Here is a 17,466-nt window from a genome sequence, read left to right on the forward strand (position 1 = left end):
CCCCTGTTCCTAGACCCCGGCGCGCTTGGCCGACAGGCCGGCGGGGGACAGCAGCACCTCGCGCTTCCCTTGGTGGTTGGCTTGGCCGACCACGCGCTCCGTCTCCATCCGCTCGACCAGACGGGCGGCGCGGTTGTAGCCGATCTGGAGCTGGCGCTGGATGAAGCTGACCGACACCTTGCCCTCGCGCACCACGAGGTTGACGGCCTGCATGTAGAGGTCGTCGCCCGAGTTGCCGCCGCCGCTCTCGTCGTCCTCGTCGGCAACCGCCTCATCCTCTTCCTCGGTGATGGCGGTGACGTAGTTGGGGGCGCCCTGCGACTTGATGAACTGCACGATCTCCTCGACCTCCGAATCGGAGACGAAGGGGCCGTGGACGCGGGTGATGCGGCCGCCGCCGGCCATGTAGAGCATGTCGCCCTGGCCGAGAAGCTGCTCCGCCCCGGCTTCGCCGAGGATGGTGCGGCTGTCGATCTTGCTGGTGACCTGGAAGCTGATGCGGGTCGGGAAGTTGGCCTTGATCGTGCCGGTGATGACGTCCACCGACGGACGCTGCGTCGCCATGATCAGGTGGATGCCGGCGGCGCGGGCCATCTGGGCGAGGCGCTGGATCGCCGCCTCGATCTCCTTGCCCGCCACCAGCATCAGGTCGGCCATCTCGTCCACGATGACCACGATGTAGGGGAGCGGTGTCGGCTCCTGCGGGGTCAGGTCGAAGACGGTCTCGGCCTCGCCGGGGACATGGCGGCGGGGCATCGGCTCGCCGTTGGCGATCATCTCGGCGATGCGGGCGTTGTAGCCCTCGATGTTGCGCACGCCGAGCTTGGACATCGCCTCGTAGCGGCTCTCCATCTCGCGCACGGCCCAGCGGAGCGCGATCACCGCCTTCTTCGGATCGGTCACCACCGGGGTCAGCAGATGCGGGATGCCGTCATAGACCGACAGCTCCAGCATCTTCGGGTCCACCATGATGAAGCGGCAGCGCTCCGGCGGCAGCCGGTAGAGCAGCGACAGGATCATCGTGTTGATGGCCACCGACTTGCCCGACCCGGTGGTGCCGGCGACCAGCAGGTGCGGCATGCGGGCGAGGTCGGCGACCACCGGCTCCCCACTGATGTCCTTGCCGAGCGCGATGGCGAGATGGGCCTGCGATTCGGCGAAGGCCGCGTGGTCGAACATCTCGCGCAGATAGACCATCTCGCGCACCGGGTTCGGCAGCTCGACGCCGATCACGCTGCGGCCCGGCACGATGGCGATGCGGGCGGTGACCACGCTCATGGAGCGGGCGATGTCGTCGGTCAGGTTGATGACCGTGGCCGACTTGGTGCCCGGCGCCGGCTCGAACTCGTAGAGCGTCACGACGGGGCCGGGGCGCACGTCCATGATCTCGCCGCGGACGCGGAAGTTCCTCAGCACCGTCTCCAGCATCCGCGCGTTGCGGGCCAGGACCGTCTCGTCATGCTGCTGCGGCGGGCGCGGCGGCGGGTTCTGGAGGAGCGTGGTGCCGGGCAGGGCGTAGGGATCGTCCTCGCCGATGGGCAGCGCGCCCTCGTCGGATTCGGGTTCTTCGTCCTCGTCGAGGGCGACGGCGTCGTCGACGCCGTCCGCGTCGTCTTCATAGGCCGCGTCGTCCTCGTAGGCCAAGGTGTCGTCCTCGGCTTCTTCCGGCTCCGCTTCCTCAGACGGGGCCCCGGGCAGATCCTCGGCGTCGGGAATGAGGACATCTTCCACCTCTTCCGGCGCGTCCACGGCCGCGTCCGACGCCGGGGGCGGGGCGATGGTTTCCGCGGCGCGCGCCTCGTAGGCCCATTCGACGCCGGACAGGAAGGCGAATCCGGCGACCACCGCCAGCGCCTCGTCGCCGAGGTTGGTCGAATAGACCGTGCCGGCGCGCGGGGTGCCGGGAAGCACCTCCACATCCCACAGCAGCCGCCCGTCCGGGCGCGCGTTGGGGATCAGATTGAAGGGGCGGCCGTTCAGCGCGCACCACAGATTGAACTCGTCGGCGGTGACGACTCCCGACTGGGTCGCGGGCGCGGTCAGGTGGGGCGTGCGCGGCGTCATGCCGGGGCTCCCGGTTTCTGTTCGGTGGAGAAGGACTTGCCGTCTTCGGCGTCGTCGGGGGTGTCGTTGTCGGCTTCGGCCACGGCGTCCGCGATTCCGTCCGGTTCGCCGTCGGATTCGGCGTCCTCGCCCGCAAGGGCCTCAGGGGCGGAAGCCGGTGTGCCGTCCACATCCGGTTCGCCTCGGTCCGGTTCGCCTCCGTCCGGTTCATCGTCATCCGGCACGTCGACGTCCAACTCGGCCTCCTCGTCCGCCTCCTCATCCACCGCGGCGGGGATGAGCGCGGCGCAGGGCGGTTCGTCCGGCGGCAGTTCGTAGGCGGCGACCAGGATCTTGTCGATGGTTTCGCCGTCGCTGGACATCGGCAGCGCCAGCCGCTCCCAGGTCCGCATGACTCCGCTGAAATCGGCGGTGTAGACACGGGCGACCGGCAGCCGTTCGCGCAGGAGCGAGGCGTATTCGGGGCGCAGGATCGCCCGCTGCTCCTCCGGCAGATCGTCCAGCGTGGCGCCCAGGCGCGAATGCCCGAAGGCCGCGGCGAGCGACTGGCCGTAATAGGAATAAACGAAGTCATCGTCTCCGATGACCTCGAAAATCACAATATTATCTTTCCACGGCCGCAGATCGGCCGGGGCGACGGTGCTGGACACCGGCGGCTTCCCGCCGATGCATTTGGTGAGCCAGAAGTCAAGCAGGCCGCTCAGGTGCGGCGTCGCCAGCTCGGTTCTTTCCTTGATCATGGATTGGGCGCGGAATGTCTCGGGCGGCGCCCCGCGGGGCTACCCCCTGGAGCTTTCATGGACCGCCGGAACCATACCCGGAAGGGACGGGCAGGCGCAACCGCAAGGGCGACGTCGCTTAAGGGCCTTGCAAGGATTCGCGGGCGGGTGTGTCCGTTGGTCCCGATCCTCTCTGTGCGCGGGCGTCATGTCATAAGATGTTTCAGTAAATAAACTTTCTGAATTCAGTCGATAATTCATATTCTAAGGACTTTTCATGGAATCATACGTTAATATGCCAAGGCAAATTCAGCAGATGATCATAAAAGATAATAATGAATCATGCAGTTGTACTCTTTATAAAAATGATTCTTAGCGGTTGATTGCTTTCTCTCTTGGTGATACAAAATTCTTGTCGCGATTGCTGTGCTGCAGTCGGGCCACAAAACAAAGGAGGAAGCGGTGTCAACTTTTCTCGATCTCCAAAATGGCTTCTATAACGGTTTGTGCCAGGGTCTTGGCCTGTCGCAGGACACGTTCCAAATTCTTCAGCCGTTGCCGCCGCTTGTGGCCAACAACAACACTTTGCTATGGGATTACTTCAACAACATCCCGCCGCTGTCGCTGACGCAGAATTACATCGCGAGCGGCGGCAACCAGTTCTTCTCCAATTACAAGGGCATCATCAGTTCGCTGATCGCGCCGCCGAACACCTTCGAGCCGGACATCGGGCCGGACAACTACAGGGCCTGGAAGAGCTACATCGCCAGCATCGTGCCCACGCCGGCGGCCAACCAGCTGCCCAGCACCTTCTTCCAGTGGGCGATGATCAACGCGCCGTCGGTGGCGAATATCGGTGCGCAGGACCTGTCGGCGATGCTGCTGGAGACCGTCAGCGCCGCCAGCCTTGCGCTGATGCCCTACACCAGCGTGCCGTTCCAGACGCCGCCGGCCCCGCCGCCGGATTGGAACGCCGGCTATGCGGTGCTTGCCCAGCAGCTGTCGCAGGCCCCGTCCCGCTCGTTCACCTTCTCCAGCTCGACCATGAACAGCAATGTGTCGAGCAGCTGGTCGAAGGGCGGCAATTCGGGCTTCTTCGGCCTGTGGGGCGGCAGCAGCTCGACCTCTTCCCAGAGCACGAAATTCGCCTCCAGCAACGTGCAGATCACCAAGGCGACCTTCCGGCACGTCCTGACCTTCGCCGCGTCGCCGGGCAACTGGTACAGCTCCTCGGCGATGGGTCTCGCCTATTCCAGCTCCGATTCGCCGCCGTGGAAGAAGGGGGCGCTCCCCAGCTGGAAGACGGTGTTCGACCCGTCGACCGGCACGACCACCCGGTTCATGGTCAACCTGATCGTGGCCGACACGATGTACATCGAGGTCACGTCGGACGCCAAGTTCGATGCCAACGACCAGAGCGTCATCAACAGCAACAAGTCGTCCGGCCTGTGGCCGTTCTACACCAGCGGGTCGGGCAGCGGCTCCTCGACGTCGGTGTCCTTCAACCAGAACGGCAACATGACCGTCACCATCACCAGCGAACCCGGGGTTCCGATCGTCCTGGGCGGCAACGTCCTGCCGGTCCAGACCTATCTGGGCCATTCGACCGCCGCCCTGAAGGCCGTGTCGGACAAGACGCTGGCCCTGGCCTGATGGCTGGGGGCGCAGCCCGCTGAGACCGCGGCGAGTGGGGACCGGCCGTGCCTGCGGCCGGTTCCCTTCGCTTCATGACGCTCCGGACGGAACTCGGGAGAACGCGATGTTACGCCAACACGAAGCCGCTGCGGAGACGCCAGCTGGCATGGAAGGGCTTCAGAACCGCTGGTACAATTCCGTCGTCCAATCGCTCAATCTCACGTCCGCCGCGTTCCAGCTTCTTCAGCCGTCCTTCGTCGTTCCACTGACGGATCTGGGGCTGTGGCGTTACGGTCAGGAAATTCCGCAGCGTTCCCTTACGGCAAACGCCTACGACATGAGCCTGGACCGCTTCTTCGACATTTATGCATCCGTCATCGGCCAGCTGAGCTTTCCCGAATCCTGCTTCAGGGAGGACATCGGCGGCGACACCTATGAGGCGTGGACCGCTTATCTTGCGACGCTCAGCCCGCAGCCGTCCGCTCAGCAGTTGCCGGCGCTGTTCCTGGTCTGGGCGATGATCAACGCGCCGACGGTTGCCAACGTGGGGCAGCAGGATCTTGCGGTGATGGCTCTGATCGGCTCGGCCCAGGCGGCCCTGGAGCCGTATGTCGGCCCGAACGGGCAGCCTGCGGATTTCGGGGGAAGCTACGCGCAGCTGGTCCAAAGCCTTGCCCATGGCATCGCCAAATCCTTCCGCTTTGACAGCAAGGCAGCCAGCGGCGATGTGTCCGGGTCCTGGACCGGCGGTGTCGACACCGTCGACAACGGGCTTTGGAGCGGCGCCGTTCCAGGCAACCGTCAAAGCCTGCTGTTCGCGCGCAGCCATGTGCAGGCGGCGGTCACCGTGTCGGGACTGATCACGTGGCCGCTCACGCCGGGGTCCTGGTACGACTCCTCGATGATCGCGACGGCCTACGCCAATCCCTGCACGCCGCCCTGGCCCAATCCGGCGCAACCCGCCTGGGACGCGGTCTTCGGCGCCGACGGAAGCCTGCCGCGGGTCATGGCGTCGCTGGCGGCGGCGAAAGGCGTCGACATCACCGTCACCTCGGACGCGGTCTATTCGCCACTGGACCAAGCCATCATCGAAACCTTCGCTCCGCTCGGCCTGTGGCCGTTCTATCTGCCGAGCGGCATGGCGCAGACCACCGTCAGCTTCGGCGAGTCCTCGGGAATGACCATCCGGACCGTCTCGACGCCGGGCGCACCGGTCATACTGGGCGGCAACGTCCAGCCCATCGGCACCTTCCTGGGGGCCGGGGGGTAGGCACCCGGCAGGAGGGCGCCGCGCCACGCCGCGATCCGCCCCCTCTCATTCTGGCCCCCCTCACGCCACGCAGGTCACCCCGGTGCCGCCCAGCCCGCAATAGCCCGCGGGATTCTTGGACAGATACTGCTGGTGATAGTCCTCGGCGTAGTAGAAGGGCGGGGCCTCGCGCAGCTCCGTCGTCACCGGGCCGAACCCGGCCTGCTCCAGGCGGGCCTGATAGGCCTCGCGGCTGGCCTCGGCGGCGGCGCGCTGGGCGTCCGTGTGGGTGTAGATGGCCGAGCGGTACTGGGTGCCGACGTCGTTGCCCTGGCGCATGCCCTGGGTCGGGTCGTGCGCCTCCCAGAAAACGCGCAGCAACTCCTCGAACCCGACCTTGGCCGGGTCGTAGACGACGCGCACCACCTCGGTGTGACCGGTGCGGCCGGAGCAGACCTCCTCATAGGTCGGGTTGGGGGTGTGGCCGCCCTGATAGCCGACCATGGTCGACCAGACGCCCGGCACCTTCCAGAACTTGCGCTCCGCCCCCCAGAAGCAGCCGAGACCGAAGTCGGCGACCTCCAGCCCCTCCGGATAGGGCGGGGTCAGCGGGTTGCCGTTGACGTGGTGGCGCGGCGGCACGGGAACCGGCGTGTCGCGTCCGGGCAGGGCCTCCTCCGCGCTGGGCAGCGCCAGGGGCTTGCGCATGAACATTCCGAGCATCTCGGCCTCTCCGATGGCGTAGGATTTGGGAATGGGGATTTGGGGATTATGTCGGGTCGCCCCGCCCCGGAGGCAAGTCGGCGCCTTTGCACGGGAGCCTTCCGCGGCCCCGCCTGTTTACCCTTCGGAATGTTCAGTCCAAGGTGGAACCGCGGGGAGAGAATCATGACGATCGATGACGCCACCCTCCAGCGCCTGATTGCCAAGGGCCGCCAGCACGGCAACCGGCTCAGCGTCGAGCAGCTCGGCCAGGACGTGCCGGTGGAGACGATGACCCCGGAGGAGGTCGCCGTGGTGGTGGAGCGGCTGGAAACCGCGGGCATCGACGTGGAGCTGACCGACGAGCGGCTGAAGCGCCCGCGCGGCGGCGGTGGCGGCGACTACCAGCGCGGGGCCGGGGTGGTCGACATCGCCAGCCCGGCGGCGCCCGCCGTTTCAGCACCCGGCGCCCGCCCGTCCGAACATGGCTGGGCCGACGAGGGGCTGGGTCACGCCCACGGCGCGCATCACGGCTCCCGCCGGGCGCCGACCTGGAACCGCGGCGGGGTGGACATGCTTCCCGTCGTCTCGGTCCTGGTCGTGGCGCTGGTGCTGATCATCGCCCTGGGCGGCTGAGCGATCAGGCCGTCAGCCCGGCTTGGCCAGCGCGTGGATGAGGATGGCGGCGGTCGCCGCGACGTTCAGCGACTGGATGCGGCCGGTGCCGGGCAGGGTCAGGATGTCCTCGCAGGCGGCGAGGGTGGCGGGGGGAAGCCCGTCCTCCTCGTTGCCCAGCACGACGGCGGCGGGCCGCTCGCCCCTGGCGAGGACCGCCGGGTCGGTGACCACCGCCCGGCCGCGGCCCAGCGCCGTTCCGGCCACCCGGTAGGACTCGCGCAGCCGCTTCAGGACCGTCGGCAGGTTGGCCGCCCGGTACAGCTCCACCCATTCGAATCCGCCCTCGGCCACCCGGTAGGCGGACTCCGACGGCAGGGCCTGTCCGGGATGGTCCGACACCACGACGCGCCGCAGGCCGAAGAAGGCGGCGGTGCGCAGGATGGCGCCCAGATTGTGCGGGTTGCCGACCCCGTCGAGGATCAGCAACGGCTGCCCGTCCGCCGCCCAACGCTTCGCCGCCTCCACGTCGAAGGCGGGCACCGGGCGCGGCGCGATCAGCGCGACCACCCCGCCGTGCAACACCGTTCCGGCGACCTTGGCCAGCTCGTCGGCCTCCACCATGCGATAGGGCTTGCGCGCCGCGGCCATCGCCTTGCAGAAGTCGCCGGTCTTCGCCTTCAGCCGCTCTTCGAAGAACAGCCGCTCCACCCGCGCCGCGTCATGGGCGAACAGGGCGGAGACGGCGGAGAGGCCGGCGACACGGAACAGCTTGCCCGGCTCCTCCCGCGGTTCCTCCCGACGCACATCCTTGCCGGCGCGGGCCGGACCCGGACGGGAGGGACGGGCAGCGGACGGGCGGGCAGGGGAAGGGACGGGCGGACGGCCGCGCGGGGTCGTCGGCTTCGGCATGATGGACTCGGGGGCTTGGGGGAACGGGCCGGCATTCTGGACCAACCCGTTCCCGAACTCAAAGCCCTCAGTGGTTTCCGTTCTTGCTCCGCGCGTAGCCGGCGTAGGCCGCGGCAGCCGCCGCCGCGACCCCGGCGACGAGCAGGGGCGACACCCAGCCGGGCGGCGGGGTGCGGAAGCCGCCGGTGACGCCGCGGCCGCGCTCCACCGGACGGAACAGGTTGCCGTCGCTTGTCGCGGCGGGCGGGGTCCGGCTGAAATGGCGGTGGGCGCCGTGTCCGGCGATCTTCTCCATCAGGCGCGGCGCCACCGCGTGCCCCAGCCGGGTCAGCGGGGTCATCGCCCCGACCATCGCCTGCGCGCGCGGGCGCAGCGCCACGGCGAGCACGGTGTCCGCCACGTCCTGCGGGTCGTCGTAGAAGGGGCTTTCCGCGTCCAGCTGGTGGCCGGTGTAATTGGCGCCGTGCGACATGCCCGGCGTGTCGGTGAAGAAGGGGTAGACGCCGCAGACATGGACGCCCGGCGCGTCGACCAGCTCCGCCCGCAGGCTCTCCAGAAGCCCTTCCAGACCGAATTTGCTGGCCGCGTAGGCGGCGGCGTAGGGGGCGGGCGCCCAGGCCCCGACCGAGACGGTGTTGATGAGCACCCCATGGCCCTGCCGGCGGAACAGCGGCAATACGGCGTGGGCGGCGTGCAGCGGGCCGAACAGGTTGGTCTCGACGACGCGGCGGTGCGCCTCCAGCGGGGTGTCCTCGAACCGCCCGACGGCGCCGACCCCGGCGTTGCTCACCCAGACGTCGATGCCGCCGAACAATTGCACCGCCCGGTTGGCCAGCCGCCGCACCGCCTCGGCGTCGGTGACGTCGGTGGGCACCACCTCGGCCTCGCCGCCCAATTCCCGGCATTCCTCGGCGACCTCGCCGAGCAGGGCCTCCCGCCGGGCGGCCAGAACCAGCCGGGCGCCCTCCCGCGCGAAGGTCAGGGCGGTGGCCCGCCCGATCCCGCTCGATGCGCCGGTGATGACCACCACGGCCCCGCGCACGCTGTCCATCCATTCTCTCCCGTCAATGCCTCGATGCGGCATCAACAGGACAGGACGGCCCGGCGTCGCGGTGCGGTGGCCGGGTTGTCCCGGATCAGATCAGCTTGATCGCCAGGAAGCCGCCGATCAGCGCGACGGCGAAGGCGGTGGTGACCAGCGTCAGCCGCTTCTCGATGAAGGCGCGCACCGGCTCGCCGAACCAGTAGAGCAGGGCGGCGACCAGATAGAAGCGGATGGCCCGCGACAGGATCGAGGCGCCGATGAACACCCAGATGTTCAGCTTCGCCACACCCGCGGTGATGGTCAGCAGCTTGTAGGGGATGGGCGTCATGCCCTTGATGATGAGAATCTCCGCGCCGTATTCGACGAAGGTATGGCGCAGCGTCTCGAACTGGGCTTCCAGATGGTAGAAGTCGATGACCGCCTTGCCGATGGCCTCGTACAGGAAGTAGCCGATCATGTAGCCGGCGACGCCGCCCACCACCGAGGCCAGCGTGCAGATCGTCGCGATCCGCCACGCGGCCTGCCGGTTGGCGAGCACCATCGGCACCATCAGGATGTCCGGCGGGATCGGGAAGAAGGAGCTTTCCGCGAAGGAAACCCCCGCCAGCCAAGTGGTGGCGTTCTTCGAGGCCGCCTTGGCCATCGTCCAGTCGTAAAGGCGCTTCAGCATGCCGGTCGCAGCCCGTGTTGTGCCGGTGAGGGAGCCCCTGTTTTAGCGGGGGACCGGGCCAGCGGCTACGACCAATTCGGGGCGGCCCCGGAAAGGCTAAGCCATCGGCCTAGCGGGGCACGGGCTTGCTCCCGGATTCGGCGGTGTCCGGTTCCGCCTTCTCAGGGTCGGCGCGCGACACCGGATCGCAGTCGCCGTCGCGGGAACCGCCGGGATGACCGCCCGGCATGCCGCGGTAGCGCGTGTCCGGGTTGGACCCGCCGCCGCCGCTCTGCTCGTCGCAGAGAGGCTCGATGTCGGTCTTGCGGATGTCCTTGGGCTCGGCGCTCTTGTGCCCGGTATGGTCGTCGGCCATGGCCGTTCTCCGGCTGCGGGAGTGGAAACCGGGCAACAGGCCAGCGCCGCCGCGGTTCCCGCCCCGCTGACGCTCACTTGGTCGCGGCTTCCAGATAGGCGATCAGGTCGGCCCGGTCCTCCGGCTTCGCGACCCCGGCGAAGGCCATGCGGCTGTCGGCGATGACCGCCTTCGGGTTGGCGAGATAGGGGTCGAGCGTCTTGGCGTCCCACGCGATGCCGGAGGCCTTCAGCCCCTCGGAGTAGTTGGCGTAGGTGTCCACCGTGCCGGCCTTGCGCCCGAACAGCCCGTGCAGCGTCGGGCCGACGCGGTTCTTTTCCGCCTCCACCGTATGGCAGGCCTTGCACTGGCGGAACAGCTTCTCGCCGTTCGCCGGATCGCCGTCGGCCAGGGCCGGGAGCGGTGCCGCGGCGAGAAGGACCAGGGCGGCAAAGGCTGTACGGGCGGCGGTGCGGGCGACGGTGCGCATGGGTCGTGGGCCTCCTTCGTTTCGCCGCGGCGGAAGGTCGCGGCGTCGAGGGAGACTTTACGGATCGCCGGAGTCCGGGCCATTGGACTTTGGATCAGCGGAGTCCGCGCCCTTTTCGAGCGCCGCTTCCGGTTTCAGCGCCTCGTCCAGCCAGGCGAGGTGGGGCGCGGCGGCGCGGCGGGCCTCCTCCTCCATGCGGCGGTAGCGGGCGATCACCTCCTGGCCGAAGGCGGTCAGGCCGGTCCCGCCGCCCTCCCGCCCGCCGACGTTGGTGCGCACCACCGGCTCGCGGAAGGCGGAGTTCATGGTTTCCACCAGGAACCACGCGCGGCGGAAGGACATGCCGAGCGCCCGCGCCGCCGCCGAGATCGAGCCGGTGCGGTCGATCTCCTCCAGCAGGGACACCTTGCCGGGTCCGATGGCGCCGGAGGGGTGGAGGAAGCGCAGCCGGATGTCGGTCGTCATGTCCTGAAGTCTCGCCGGGAAACGGAAGGGTCTCCGCCCAAGGTATCATCTGTCGGCCAACGGTCGGACCCGAATCTGGGGGCCTGCGCGTCTGCAACCAAAGTCGAATTTACCGGCCTTCCCCGAAACCGCGATAACGGCGGGGCGCTGTGACGGATACCGATCATCGGACGAACGGACACAGGGCGCACAACCCGCCAAACGTCATTCCACGACATTCAGTTCGGGCAATCCGCTTCGGGAGGAAACCGCCGTGATCCATCAGGCCCTGGAAACGCTCAGCAAGCAGGTCGCCATCCGGCCGCGCTACGACAACTTCATCGGCGGCCAATGGGTTCCGCCGACGAAGGGCCAGTATTTCACCAACCTGACCCCGATCACCGGGAAGACGCTGTGCGAGGTCGCCCGCTCCACCGCGGAAGACATCGAAAAGGCGCTGGACGCCGCCCACAAGGCCAAGGACGCCTGGGGCCGCACCTCCCCGGCGGAGCGCGCGCGCATCCTGAACAAGATCGCCGACCGCATGGAGGAGCGTCTGGACGTCCTGGCGCTGGCCGAGACGCTGGACAACGGCAAGCCGATCCGCGAGACGACCCACGCCGACCTGCCGCTCGCCATCGACCATTTCCGCTACTTCGCCGGCTGCGTCCGCGCCCAGGAAGGCACCATCGCGGAAATCGACCACACCACCTACGCCTACCACTTCCATGAGCCGCTGGGCGTCGTCGGCCAGATCATCCCGTGGAACTTCCCGCTGCTGATGGCCGTGTGGAAGCTGGCTCCGGCGCTGGCCGCCGGCAACTGCGTCGTGCTGAAGCCCGCCGAGCAGACCCCGATGGCCATCATGGTGCTGATGGAGATCATCGGCGACCTGCTGCCCGACGGCGTCCTCAACGTCGTCAACGGCTTCGGCATCGAGGCCGGCAAGCCGCTGGCCCAGAGCCCGCGCATCGCCAAGATCGCCTTCACCGGCGAGACGACGACCGGCCGCCTGATCATGCAGTACGCGGCGGAGAACATCATCCCGGTCACGCTGGAGCTGGGCGGCAAGTCGCCGAACATCTTCTTCAACGACGTGATGGCCGACGACGACGAGTTCCTGGACAAGGCGCTGGAAGGCTTCGCCATGTTCGCGCTGAACCAGGGCGAGGTCTGCACCTGCCCGTCGCGCGTCCTGGTGCAGGAGAAGATCTACGACAAGTTCATGGAGAAGGCCGTCGCCCGCGTCGCCGCCGTCAAGCAGGGCAGCCCGCTCGACCCGGCGACGATGATCGGCGCCCAGGCGTCCATCGACCAGCTCGAGAAGATCCTCTCCTACATCGACATCGGCAAGGCCGAGGGCGCCAAGGTGCTGATCGGCGGCGAGCGCGCCCATCTCGGCGGCGAACTGGAGAGCGGCTACTACGTCCAGCCGACGGTCTTCGAGGGCCACAACAAGATGCGCGTCTTCCAGGAGGAGATCTTCGGGCCGGTCGTGTCCGTGACCACCTTCAAGACCGAGGAAGAGGCCCTCGCCATCGCCAACGACACGCTCTACGGCCTGGGCGCCGGCGTGTGGAGCCGCGACGGTAACCGCGCCTTCCGCATGGGCCGCGCCATCCAGGCCGGCCGCGTGTGGACCAACTGCTACCACCTCTACCCGGCCCACGCGGCCTTCGGCGGCTACAAGCAGTCGGGCATCGGCCGTGAGACGCACAAGATGATGCTCGACCACTACCAGCAGACCAAGAACCTGCTGGTCAGCTACAGCCCGAAGGCTCTGGGCTTCTTCTGATCCTCTTGTCTCCTCCCTGACGACCTTGGGCCGGCGGCCATTCGGCCTCCGGCCCTTTTTCTCATCCGACGGGCCATTCACTCGGGAGCGTCCGCCCATGGTCGAACGAGTCGTCGCCACACCGGCGGCCCTGGCGCTGATCGAAAAGCTGCGCGGGCTCTACGGGCCGCTGTTCTTCCACCAGTCCGGCGGCTGCTGCGACGGCAGCGCGCCGATGTGCTTCATGGACGGGGAGTTCCGCCCCGGCGGGCAGGACGTCCGGCTGGGGGAGATCGGGGGCTGTCCTTTCTACATGGGGGCGGCGCAGTTCGAATACTGGTCGCACACCCAGCTCATCATCGACGTGGTGCCGGGCCGCGGCGCCAGCTTCTCGCTGGAGGCGCCGGAGGGCGTGCGCTTCCTCACCCGCTCGCGCCTGTTCTCCGATGGCGAGGTGGAGGCGCTGCGTTCCGATCAGCGCGATATGACGAAAAAAGCATAGCGCCATTCCGTGGAATGCGGTATTCAGGATTCGACTTTGGGACTTTCCCAGTCGGCACGGCCGCCGGGCGGTCTGATCCGTGTTCAGACCGGCTCCCCCGCGTGGTGGTGCATATGGAACCGAACTCAGGCGCCTTCCGCGACGGCGGAAGGCGCCTTTTTCGTTGCGCGGGAAACAGTCCCGCGTCGGACCTTAGACCATGGTCGCATGCCCGCACCCTTGCGCCGGCTTTGCCCGGCGGGCGTCGCTGAAGTAACCTATAGGTCATCCGCCCACGTTTCCCGGCCGGCCTTCCGGCGTCGGGTGGCCGTCTGGGGTGTTGGATGCCATGCCGATGCTTTTCGGGACCCGCATTGTGATCAGCCATCCGGCCTCGGACGCTCTTCTCTCCGATGCTCCGCCCAGTTCCCCCGCGCCCAGCCCGTCCCTGCCGCGGGCCGTCTCGATGGCGGAGGACGCCCGCGCCGCCGCGCGTGACCTGTTCGAGGGGCTGTGCGGACGGAACCCCGCCGCCGCGGCCGAGTTGGAGATGGTGCTGGTCTTCTGCTCCGCCCATTACGACCAAGTGGAACTGGCGGCGGCCCTGGCCGAGCTGTTCGGGCCGGTGCCGGTGGTCGGCTGCACCACGGCGGGCGAGATCACGCCCTTCGGCTACGCCGCCGGGTCGCTGGTCGGCATCGGCTTTCCGCGCGCCGACTTCACCATCGCCACCCAGCGCATCGACGATCTCGACCGCTTCTCCATCGCGGACGCGCCGCGCGTCCTGCGCAGCCTGATGGAGCAGCGCGACGTCGCCCTGGCCGCCCGGACCGACGCCTTCCCCGACCATGGCAGCTTTGCCTTCCTGATGATCGACGGCATGTCGCGGGCGGAGGAGATGGTGGTCAGCGCGCTGCACAGCGTGCTGATGGACATCCCGCTGTTCGGCGGCTCCGCCGGTGACGAGCTGCGCTTCGAGCGCACCTTCGTCCTGCACGAGGGGCGGTTCCACACCAACGCCGCCGTGCTGATGCTGGTCACCACGGCGCGCCGCTTCGTGGTCTTCCGGACCGAGCATTTCGTGGCGTCCGACGCCAAGATGGTGGTGACCGGGGCCGATCCGCAGCGCCGCATCGTCACCGAGATCAACGCCGAGCCGGCGGGCCGCGAATACGCCCGCATGGTCGGGCTGGAGGGGGAGCCGCTGACTCCCCTGATCTTCGCCGCCTATCCCGTCGTCGTGCGGGTGGGGGGCGAGTACCATGTCCGCTCCATCCAGAAGGTCAACGACGACGAGAGCCTCACCTTCTACTGCGCCATCGACGAAGGGATCGTGCTGACCGTCGCCCGCGGCGTCGACCCGGTGGAGAATCTGGAGGAGATGATGCGCAAGCTGGCCGCGGAGGTCGGCGGGCCGCCCGACCTCGTGCTCGGCTGCGACTGCATCCTGCGCCGGCTGGAGCTGGAGCAGCGGCAGCTCAAGCACGTCATGTCGGCGGCGCTGGCGCGGCACAACGTCGTCGGCTTCTGCGCCTACGGCGAGCAGTACAACGCCATGCACGTCAACCAGACCTTCACCGGTGTCGCGATAGGTGCGCGATGACGCTCATCTTCGACTGGCGGGAACCGTCCCGCCCACCCGCCGATCCGTCACCCGCCACCCTCCCGGCCATCCCTCCCTCCACCGGCGAGGACAAGCGGCTGGAGGCTCTGGAGCGCGAGAACGCCAAGCTCCGCCGCATCAACCAGGTTCTGATGGACCGGGTGGAGCGGTCGATGGACGTGCAGGGGGGCGCCTTCTCCCTGTTCCAGACCGCCATCGTCCTGGAGCAGAAGGTGCGCGAGCGCACGCTGGAGCTGGAGCGCGCCCTGCGCGAACTGGAGGACAGCCACCGCGCGCTGGCCCGCGCCAAGGAACTGGCCGACACCATGCGCACCCGCCTGTCGGAGGCCATCGAGTCGGTCAACGAAGGCTTCGCCATCTTCGACGCCGACGACCGGCTGGTGCTGTGCAACAGCAAGTATCTGGCCCTGTGGCCGGAGATCCGCGACCGCATCCTGCCGGGCATCCGCTTCCAGGAGATCGCCGAGCTGGCGGCCTCCTCGCGCACCATCGCCGACGCCTACCCGCGGCCCGACCGCTGGCTGTCGGAACGGCTGGCCCAGCACCGGGCGCTGAAGGGTCCCTACGTCTACCGGCTGGCCGACGGGCGCTGGGTCCAGGTCAACGAGCGGCGGACCCGCGACGGCGGGGTGGTCGGCGTCTACACCGACATCACCGACATCAAGGAGCATGAGACCCGCCGCCGCGAGCGGGAGCTGGCCGAGAAGTCGGCGCTCCTGCAGGCGACGCTGGACAACATTGCCCAGGGAGTCGGGGTGTACGACCGCGACCAGCGGCTGGTCGCCTGGAACGAGCGCTTCACCGGCCTGTTGCGCCTGCCCGCCAACGTGGCGGAGCGCGGGGCGGGCTTCGCCGACTTCGTGCTGCACCACGCGGCGCTCGGCGACCATGGCCTGTCGCTGAAGGCGCTGATGATGCCGAGCTGCCTCGTCGAGCAGCCCTGGCTGGACGACACGGTGCTGGAAATCAGCCGCAACCCCATGCCGGGCGGCGGCTTCGTCCTGACCTTCACCGACATCACCGAGCGCAAGCGTGCCGAGCAGGCGCTGCGCGACAGCGAGGAGCGCATCCGGCTGGTCACCGACGCGGTGCCGGCGCTGATCGCCTATGTCGACGCCGAACAGCGCTTCCGCTTCGTCAACAAGGCCTACGAGGGCTGGTTCAACCGCAAGCGCGAGGAGATCGAGGGCCAGCCCATGTGGGCGGCGCTGGGCGACCTCTATTACGAGGTGCGGCGCTCCTACGTGCTGCGGGCGCTGGCCGGCGAGGAGGTGACCTTCGACCTGGAACTGCCGGGCGAGAACGGGTCGCCGCGCTACGCCGTCGCCACCTACATCCCGCATTTCGGCGAGCGGCGCGGCGGCGGCAAGCCGGAGGTGCTGGGCTATTTCGGCCTGATCCACGACATCACCGAGCGGCGCATGGCGGCGGAGGCGCTGGCCGACGCCAAGGACAGCCTGGAGCGCCGCGTCGTCGAGCGCACCGCCGAGCTGACCCGGCTCAACGGCCAGCTCCAGCAGGAGATCGCCGAGCGCATCGCCGCGGAGGAGGCGCTGCGGCTGGCCAAGGCGGAGGCGGAGCAGGCCAACCTGTCCAAGACGCGCTTCCTGGCGGCGGCCAGCCACGACCTGCTCCAACCGCTGAACGCGGCACGGCTGTTCGTCTCGGCTCTGAGCGACCTGGAGCAGCCGGAGCCCAACCGCGGGCTGGTCGACAACATCGACGTCGCCCTGGCCTCGGTCGAGGACCTGCTGTCGGCGCTGCTGGACATCTCTAAGCTGGACGCCGGGGCGGGGCGGCCGGAGATCGCCGATTTCCCGATCAAGAGCCTGTTCGGCGCGCTGGCCACCGAATACGCGGCGGTGGCGAAGGAGCGCGGGCTGGACCTCTGCGTCGTTCCCAGCCACGCGGTGGTGCGCAGCGACATCCGGCTGCTCCGCCGGATCCTTCAGAACTTCCTGTCCAACGCCCTGCGCTACACCCAGGCGAAAAGTGGGTCGAAAGGAGGCGCCGGGCGCGTGCTGGTCGGTTGCCGGCGGACATCCCAGGGCTTGCGGATCGAGGTGTGGGACACCGGTCCCGGCGTGCCTGCCGACAAGCTGGACGAAATCTTCCAGGAGTTCCGCCGCCTCGACACGCCCTGCGCCAACGAGCGGGTGCGCGGCATGGGCCTCGGCCTCGCCATCGTGGAGCGGGTGGCGCGGATGCTCGACCATCCCATCACCGTGCGGTCGCAGCCGGGGCGGGGATCGGTCTTCGCGGTGACGGTGCCCTTCGGGCGCTACGCCCGTCCGGTGCGCGCACTGGAGGCGCCGGTGCAGACCGCCTCGAACCGGTTGGCCGGCACGCGGGTGTTGGTGATCGACAACGAGCCGGCGGTGCTGGCCGGCATGCGCGCGCTGCTGGAGGGTTGGGGGTGCAGCGTCGCCACCGCGGCGTCGGGCGACGAGGCGCTGGCCGGGCTGGGGGCGGTGGCGCCGGACGTGCTGTTCGCCGACTATCACCTGGACGACGGGGTGATCGGCTTCACCGAGATCGCGCGGGTGCGCGAGCGCTGCGGGGCCGACCTGCCGTCGGTCCTCATCACCGCCAACCGCACCGCCGAGGTGGTGGAGGAGGCGCAGGCCAAGGGCTGCCATGTGCTGAACAAGCCGGTGCGGCCGGCCCAGCTTCGCGCGGTGATGACGGGGTTGTTGGGGTAGTTTGTG

At 68.5% G+C, this 17,466-nt stretch carries 16 protein-coding genes; 7 read left to right on the plus strand and 9 right to left on the minus strand.

Features of this window, described 5'->3' with window-relative positions; genetic code table 11:
* Positions 1-9: 9 nt before the first annotated feature.
* On the minus strand, positions 10-2,064 hold the full coding sequence (locus Sp245p_RS04345) for a DNA translocase FtsK (protein WP_109138375.1): 2,055 nt from the start codon (positions 2,062-2,064) through the stop codon (positions 10-12).
* The gene (locus tag Sp245p_RS04350) at positions 2,061-2,804 is read right to left on the minus strand and encodes a PAS domain-containing protein (RefSeq protein ID WP_014241353.1); all 744 of its coding nucleotides are present in this window, start codon (positions 2,802-2,804) and stop codon (positions 2,061-2,063) included. The genes Sp245p_RS04345 and Sp245p_RS04350 overlap by 4 nt, the downstream gene beginning before the upstream one ends.
* 546 nt (positions 2,805-3,350) lie before the next feature.
* Between Sp245p_RS04350 and Sp245p_RS04355 the strand changes: the two genes are divergently transcribed.
* Positions 3,351-4,436 carry a hypothetical protein gene (locus Sp245p_RS04355; RefSeq protein WP_145644869.1) on the plus strand — a complete coding sequence of 362 codons (1,086 nt, stop codon included), beginning with the start codon at positions 3,351-3,353 and terminating at the stop codon, positions 4,434-4,436.
* 148 nt (positions 4,437-4,584) lie between these two features.
* Entirely contained in the window at positions 4,585-5,688 is a 1,104-nt protein-coding gene (locus Sp245p_RS04360) for a hypothetical protein (protein ID WP_041811211.1), read from the plus strand.
* Positions 5,689-5,748: 60 nt separating this feature from the next.
* Here the strand turns inward: Sp245p_RS04360 and msrA are convergent, their stop codons facing one another.
* Positions 5,749-6,390, minus strand: a complete 642-nt coding sequence (msrA, locus tag Sp245p_RS04365; protein ID WP_014241348.1) for a peptide-methionine (S)-S-oxide reductase MsrA — start codon at positions 6,388-6,390, stop codon at positions 5,749-5,751.
* A 165-nt stretch (positions 6,391-6,555) separates the two neighbouring features.
* On the opposite strand from msrA, the gene Sp245p_RS04370 reads away from it, so the two are divergent.
* Positions 6,556-7,005 carry an RNA polymerase sigma factor region1.1 domain-containing protein gene (locus Sp245p_RS04370; RefSeq protein WP_014241346.1) on the plus strand — a complete coding sequence of 150 codons (450 nt, stop codon included), beginning with the start codon at positions 6,556-6,558 and terminating at the stop codon, positions 7,003-7,005.
* A gap of 12 nt (positions 7,006-7,017) precedes the next feature.
* Here Sp245p_RS04370 and Sp245p_RS04375 read toward each other — a convergent pair whose 3' ends face one another.
* From Sp245p_RS04375 to Sp245p_RS04400, 6 genes are all read right to left on the minus strand, one after another.
* Positions 7,018-7,896, minus strand: a complete 879-nt coding sequence (locus Sp245p_RS04375; protein WP_041811209.1) for a TrmH family RNA methyltransferase — start codon at positions 7,894-7,896, stop codon at positions 7,018-7,020.
* Between the two features lie 67 nt (positions 7,897-7,963).
* Positions 7,964-8,947 (minus strand): SDR family oxidoreductase, encoded by a 984-nt coding sequence (locus Sp245p_RS04380; protein WP_109138378.1) that lies wholly within the window; start codon positions 8,945-8,947, stop codon positions 7,964-7,966.
* 85 nt (positions 8,948-9,032) lie between these two features.
* Positions 9,033-9,611: a YqaA family protein gene (locus Sp245p_RS04385; RefSeq protein WP_014241343.1), complete on the minus strand. Its 579-nt coding sequence runs from the start codon at positions 9,609-9,611 to the stop codon at positions 9,033-9,035.
* A 109-nt stretch (positions 9,612-9,720) separates the two neighbouring features.
* Entirely contained in the window at positions 9,721-9,966 is a 246-nt protein-coding gene (locus tag Sp245p_RS04390) for a hypothetical protein (RefSeq protein ID WP_014241342.1), read from the minus strand.
* 73 nt (positions 9,967-10,039) lie between these two features.
* Positions 10,040-10,435, minus strand: a complete 396-nt coding sequence (locus Sp245p_RS04395; RefSeq protein ID WP_014241341.1) for a c-type cytochrome — start codon at positions 10,433-10,435, stop codon at positions 10,040-10,042.
* Between the two features lie 57 nt (positions 10,436-10,492).
* The gene (locus Sp245p_RS04400; RefSeq protein ID WP_014241340.1) at positions 10,493-10,900 is read right to left on the minus strand and encodes a winged helix-turn-helix domain-containing protein; all 408 of its coding nucleotides are present in this window, start codon (positions 10,898-10,900) and stop codon (positions 10,493-10,495) included.
* 253 nt (positions 10,901-11,153) lie between these two features.
* Here Sp245p_RS04400 and adh point away from each other — a divergent pair, with 253 nt between their 5' ends.
* The 4 genes from adh to Sp245p_RS35620 all read left to right on the plus strand — a co-directional run bounded on the left by adh (position 11,154) and on the right by Sp245p_RS35620 (position 17,460).
* Positions 11,154-12,674 (plus strand): aldehyde dehydrogenase, encoded by a 1,521-nt coding sequence (gene adh, locus Sp245p_RS04405; protein ID WP_109070019.1) that lies wholly within the window; start codon positions 11,154-11,156, stop codon positions 12,672-12,674.
* A gap of 97 nt (positions 12,675-12,771) precedes the next feature.
* Positions 12,772-13,155, plus strand: a complete 384-nt coding sequence (locus Sp245p_RS04410) for a DUF779 domain-containing protein (RefSeq protein WP_014241339.1) — start codon at positions 12,772-12,774, stop codon at positions 13,153-13,155.
* Between the two features lie 328 nt (positions 13,156-13,483).
* A complete protein-coding gene (nosP, locus tag Sp245p_RS04415) occupies positions 13,484-14,737 on the plus strand; it encodes a nitric oxide-sensing protein NosP (protein WP_014241338.1) in 1,254 nt (417 codons plus the stop codon).
* Positions 14,734-17,460 carry a NahK/ErcS family hybrid sensor histidine kinase/response regulator gene (locus Sp245p_RS35620; RefSeq protein WP_109138380.1) on the plus strand — a complete coding sequence of 909 codons (2,727 nt, stop codon included), beginning with the start codon at positions 14,734-14,736 and terminating at the stop codon, positions 17,458-17,460. Before nosP ends, Sp245p_RS35620 begins: the two co-directional genes overlap by 4 nt.
* Positions 17,461-17,466: the final 6 nt, after the last annotated feature.

Source organism: Azospirillum baldaniorum (genome assembly GCF_003119195.2).
Taxonomy (GTDB): Bacteria; Pseudomonadota; Alphaproteobacteria; order Azospirillales; family Azospirillaceae; genus Azospirillum; species Azospirillum baldaniorum.

Bases quoted from the DNA above. Each gene is read 5' to 3' on its own strand.
- Sp245p_RS04345 (WP_109138375.1), bottom strand. From the start codon at position 2,064: ATGACGCCGCGCACGCCCCACCTGACCGCGCCCGCGACCCAGTCGGGA.
- Sp245p_RS04350 (WP_014241353.1), bottom strand. From the start codon at position 2,804: ATGATCAAGGAAAGAACCGAGCTGGCGACGCCGCACCTGAGCGGCCTG.
- Sp245p_RS04360 (WP_041811211.1), top strand. From the start codon at position 4,585: ATGGAAGGGCTTCAGAACCGCTGGTACAATTCCGTCGTCCAATCGCTC.
- msrA (WP_014241348.1), bottom strand. From the start codon at position 6,390: ATGCTCGGAATGTTCATGCGCAAGCCCCTGGCGCTGCCCAGCGCGGAG.
- Sp245p_RS04370 (WP_014241346.1), top strand. From the start codon at position 6,556: ATGACGATCGATGACGCCACCCTCCAGCGCCTGATTGCCAAGGGCCGC.
- Sp245p_RS04375 (WP_041811209.1), bottom strand. From the start codon at position 7,896: ATGCCGAAGCCGACGACCCCGCGCGGCCGTCCGCCCGTCCCTTCCCCT.
- Sp245p_RS04380 (WP_109138378.1), bottom strand. From the start codon at position 8,947: ATGGACAGCGTGCGCGGGGCCGTGGTGGTCATCACCGGCGCATCGAGC.
- Sp245p_RS04385 (WP_014241343.1), bottom strand. From the start codon at position 9,611: ATGCTGAAGCGCCTTTACGACTGGACGATGGCCAAGGCGGCCTCGAAG.
- Sp245p_RS04390 (WP_014241342.1), bottom strand. From the start codon at position 9,966: ATGGCCGACGACCATACCGGGCACAAGAGCGCCGAGCCCAAGGACATC.
- Sp245p_RS04395 (WP_014241341.1), bottom strand. From the start codon at position 10,435: ATGCGCACCGTCGCCCGCACCGCCGCCCGTACAGCCTTTGCCGCCCTG.
- Sp245p_RS04400 (WP_014241340.1), bottom strand. From the start codon at position 10,900: ATGACGACCGACATCCGGCTGCGCTTCCTCCACCCCTCCGGCGCCATC.
- Sp245p_RS04410 (WP_014241339.1), top strand. From the start codon at position 12,772: ATGGTCGAACGAGTCGTCGCCACACCGGCGGCCCTGGCGCTGATCGAA.
- nosP (WP_014241338.1), top strand. From the start codon at position 13,484: ATGCCGATGCTTTTCGGGACCCGCATTGTGATCAGCCATCCGGCCTCG.
- Sp245p_RS35620 (WP_109138380.1), top strand. From the start codon at position 14,734: ATGACGCTCATCTTCGACTGGCGGGAACCGTCCCGCCCACCCGCCGAT.